Below are 4,166 nucleotides of genomic sequence, written 5' to 3'. Positions count from 1 at the left end.
ATCTGCAACCGGAGCGGCTGGATTCGATGATCGCCGAGGTCAAGCAAGTCATCGACGCCACTTGCGAAGAGCACGGATTGACCTATGAACTGACCCCGACTGCCGACTTCCCGCCGCTGTACTTCGAAAAAGGCTGCGTCGAGGCCGTGCGCGGCGCTGCGAAAGGCCTGGGCCTGTCGCACATGGACATTGTTAGCGGCGCCGGCCACGACGCCATCTTCCTCGCCGAACTCGGCCCGGCGGGGATGATCTTCGTGCCGTGCGAAGGCGGCATCAGCCACAACGAAATCGAGAACGCCGCGCCGGACGATCTGGCGGCCGGGTGTGCGGTGTTGTTGCGGGCGATGCTGGCGGCTTCGGCGATGGTGGCCGCCGGTAAAGCCGCGGCTTGAAGATCAAAAGATCGCAGCCTGCGGCAGCTCCTACAGGGGATTTGTATCCATCTCTGTAGGAGCTGCCGAAGGCTGCGATCTTTTTATGTCACCCCAAAGTCATGGAAATGTGCGACTTTTGCGCCCCATGAAAATCATCACATCCGGCGCGTCCTATCTGGACATCGACGCCTACGCCTGCTGTATCGCTTACGCAGAATTGCTCAACCTGCAAGGCATCCCCGCCCGTGCTGTCAGCAGTGCCAGACCCAACGGCAGCGTGTCGCCGACCGTTCTGAGCTGGGGTGCCGAGTTTCACCGCTACTCTCCACAAGCAAACGACGAATTCGTGCTGGTCGATGTGTCCGACTATCAGCACTTCGACCCGCTGGTGGTGCTCGGCCAAGTGGTGGAGGTCATTGACCATCATCCCGGTTTTGAACGGTACTGGGCTGAGCGACTGGGTCGCGCCGCCGATATTCGCCCGATCGGTGCGGCAGCGACACTGGTTTTTCAGCGCTGGCGAACCGCCGGCCTGCTACCGCGAATCAGCGTGCAAAGCGCAGCATTGCTGGCCACGGCAATCCTCGACAACACACTCGACTTCAGCGGGCAGATGACCACCGAACTGGATATCGAGGCTTATGAAATATTGGCGCCGCGGGCGAATCTGCCGGCGAATTGGCCCGAGCAGTATTTCCTCGAATGTCAGGCCGCCATCGAAGCAGACCTGCAGGCAGCGTTAGCGGCGGATCTGAAGCGATTCAATCCGGACAGCAACCTGCCGCAGGTTTTCGCACAGATGACCGTATGGGATGCCGATGCCCTGATTGAAAAACAGCACGTCGAGATCAGCAACTGGATGGCCGGGCAGGGCGATGACTGGTTGCTGAATGTCATCAGCATCCGCGACGGCAAGAGTTGTTTGCTGGCTGAGCCGGTGCTCAGCCAGCATAAGCTGGATCGATTGTTACCGCTGCAATGGCAGGCGGGGATGGCGGTTGTGAAACCGTCGATGCTGCGCAAGGAACTGCTGAAGCTGGGGTTGCACCTCGACCCGGTCTGATCCGCTGATCAACCGGGTCGGTCATTTTTGCCCGCAATGCCCTGGCGTCTGTCAGGGCCGTTGGGGTTGCCCACATCCAGCAACCTTCGTTCGACCAAAACATTCTCCAGCGCCTGACGCTCGACCGGCGCCATTTGGTGTTCGCGCTTTTTCAGCTCCAGCAGAATCGGGCTGGACCAGGTGCGATAAGTCTGTTCGATGTTGCGACGCGACGTCATCAGTCTCTCCTTGATCAAGAGCCCGGTGTAACTGGCAGGGGCTCAATCCGATGAGGGAGTAACCTTAGTCGAGATTCCCTGAAGTCGCGAATGCAGCACTCTTTTGTGGGAGCTGGCTTGCCAGCGATAGCGGTGGATCAGTCACTGCTGCATTGACTGACAGCCCGCCTTCGCTGGCAAGCCAGCTCCCACAGGGTTTTGCATTGCATGCGGATTCGGGATCAATCCTCGATATTCATCATCGCCTGCACACCTTCCCACGCCTCGGCGCGCATCCGTTCGATATCCAGCCCCGGAATCACGCCGTTATCCACCACGATCCGGCCGCCAACGAGGCTGTATTTCACGGTGATCGGTTCACCGGCCACCACTGGCGCAACCGCGCAATCGTGGAAACCGAAGAACCGTGGATGATCGAGGCTGTAGATCACCAGATCTGCCGCTTGCCCGACTTCCAGCGTACCGACCGCGCCCAACCCCAACACCTGCGCACCGCCCGCCGTGCCCCAGTGGATCACGTCTTCGGCGGTGGTGGCCGAGGCGCCTTGTTCGGCGCGGTGGATCAGCCATGCGGTGTTGGCTTCGCCGATCATGCTTCCGGATTCGTTGGACGCCACGCCGTCGACGCCGAGAGAAATCGGCACGCCGGCTTCATACATTTGCGGCACCGGGGCGACGCCGCTGCCCAGGCGCGCGTTGCTTACCGGGCAATGGGAAACGCCGGTGCCGGTTTGGGCGAGCATGCGGATTTCGCCCGGTTGCAGGTGCACGGCGTGGGCGAACCACACGTCGGGGCCGAGCCATTCGTGTTCGGCGACGAATTCCACCGGCAGGCAGTTGTATTTTTCGCGGCAGAAATTCACGTAGTTCTGCGTTTCCGACAGGTGCGTGTGCAGACGCAAACCGAGGCCGCGCGCGGTGTGCGCCAGTTCGCGCAGCAGGGTCGGCGGCAGCGAGAAGGTCGGTGTGGTGGGCGCTACCACCACCCGACGCAGGGCGTCCGGGGTGTCCTGGTGATACAGCGATTTCAGCCGCTCGATGTCGCCGACCATTTGCTCGAGGCTTTCCGGTTGCAGCGCGGTTTTCGAGAAGCCCGGATGCGCACTGGCCGATTCCAGCGCGCCACCGCGACAGAGCACGAAACGCAAGCCGAACTCGTCGGCCAGATCGAACAGCAGATCCCCGGTCTCGGTGGTGCCGTGGGCGTGGTAGAGGTAGTGGTGATCGGCGCAGGTGGTCACGCCGGACAGCAGCAACTCGACCATGCCCAGACGGGCGGCGATCCGCGCCAGTGGCGGGGTAAAGCGGTTCAACCTTGGGTAAGGCACGCTCGCCAGCCAGCCTTGCAGATCCTGATTCAAGCCTTCGGGCACAGCTTTGAGCAGGTTCTGGAACAGGTGATGGTGGGTGTTGATCCAGCCCGGATAGACCACGCAGTTGCGCGCATCGATCACCCGCTCACCGGGTTGTGGCTCAAGGTTGGCGGCCATTTCGGCGATGCGTCCGTTGACCACGCGAATGTCCACCGCCCCGGCGCGGGCACGGGGGCCGCGCAGGCCGGTCATCACCGCCACGGGGTTTTTGATCAGGATGTTTTGAAGTTGAGTCATGGGCAGGCTCCAGTCAGAGAATGTGCGAGGCGGATTTGCCGGGTGTGGTGTCTGGCACGCTGACGCCGTTGAGCGCCGCGTTGAGCAGCACCGACACCAGGCAGGCGATGACCACGCTGCTGTGCAGGAACGGCTGTGACCACTCGGGCATTTGTTTGAACAGGGAAGGGGCGAGCACCGGCACCAGCGCGGCGGCGATGGTGAAACCGACGATCAGCACGTTGAAGCGATTGCGTTCGTAATCGACCTTTGCCAGGGTCTGGATGCCCGCCGCCGCGACCACGCCGAACATCGCGATACCGGCGCCGCCCAGCGCTGCGGTCGGCATTGACGCGATGATCGCCCCGGCCTTGGGCACCAGCGCAATCGAGCACATCAGCAGGCCGCTGACCGCCACCACCCAGCGGCTGCGCACACCGGTCAGGATCACCAGGCCGACGTTTTCCATGAAGGCGATGAACGGGAATGCAGCGAACATCCCGGCGATGGTGCTCGCCAGGCCGTTGGCGCGCAGGCCGTTGATCACCTGTTTGTCTTCCACCGGTTTGTCGACGATGTCGCCGATGGCCACGAACAGCCCCATGGACTCGACCATCTGCACGATCATCACCACCACCATGGTCAGAATGGGGATCAGGCTGAAGGTCGGCAGGCCGAAGTAGAACGGATAGGGCACGGTCAGCCACGGTGCGTCTTCGACGCTGTGGAAGTTGCCCATGCCCAGACCGTAAGCCAGACCGGCGCCGATCAGCATGCCCACCAGCACCGCCATGTTGCGCAATAACGGGCTGCCGTAGCGATTGACCAGCAAAATGGTCAGCAACACCACCACCGCCACGCCGAGAAACGCCGGGGCGCCAAAGTTGCTCGCGTTGCGCCCGCCACCGACCCACTCATAGGC

5 protein-coding genes are annotated in these 4,166 nt (G+C 62.1%); 2 read left to right on the top strand and 3 right to left on the bottom strand.

Translation table 11 applies throughout. The features are described 5' to 3' along the window. On the top strand, window positions 1–392 hold a 392-nt coding region (locus DBR18_RS07615; RefSeq protein WP_146188744.1), incomplete at its 5' end, for a M20/M25/M40 family metallo-hydrolase. A gap of 127 nt (window positions 393–519) precedes the next feature. Continuing rightward, the gene (locus DBR18_RS07610; protein ID WP_108589884.1) at window positions 520–1,437 is read left to right on the top strand and encodes a DHH family phosphoesterase; all 918 of its coding nucleotides are present in this window, start codon (window positions 520–522) and stop codon (window positions 1,435–1,437) included. A gap of 8 nt (window positions 1,438–1,445) precedes the next feature. Here DBR18_RS07610 and DBR18_RS07605 read toward each other — a convergent pair whose 3' ends face one another. The 3 genes from DBR18_RS07605 to DBR18_RS07595 all read right to left on the bottom strand — a co-directional run. Next, window positions 1,446–1,655: a hypothetical protein gene (locus DBR18_RS07605; RefSeq protein ID WP_007965250.1), complete on the bottom strand. Its 210-nt coding sequence runs from the start codon at window positions 1,653–1,655 to the stop codon at window positions 1,446–1,448. A gap of 221 nt (window positions 1,656–1,876) precedes the next feature. Further along, a complete protein-coding gene (locus tag DBR18_RS07600) occupies window positions 1,877–3,265 on the bottom strand; it encodes an amidohydrolase family protein (protein ID WP_108589883.1) in 1,389 nt (462 codons plus the stop codon). Window positions 3,266–3,278: 13 nt separating this feature from the next. Next, window positions 3,279–4,166, bottom strand: an 888-nt coding sequence (locus tag DBR18_RS07595) for a solute carrier family 23 protein (RefSeq protein ID WP_108589882.1), incomplete at its 5' end; no start/stop codon positions are given.

Source organism: Pseudomonas sp. HMWF021, assembly GCF_003061005.1.
Lineage (GTDB): Bacteria > Pseudomonadota > Gammaproteobacteria > Pseudomonadales > Pseudomonadaceae > Aquipseudomonas.
The sequence above is the reverse complement of the archived record's forward strand: the minus strand, read 5'-3'. Positions and strand labels throughout refer to the sequence as shown.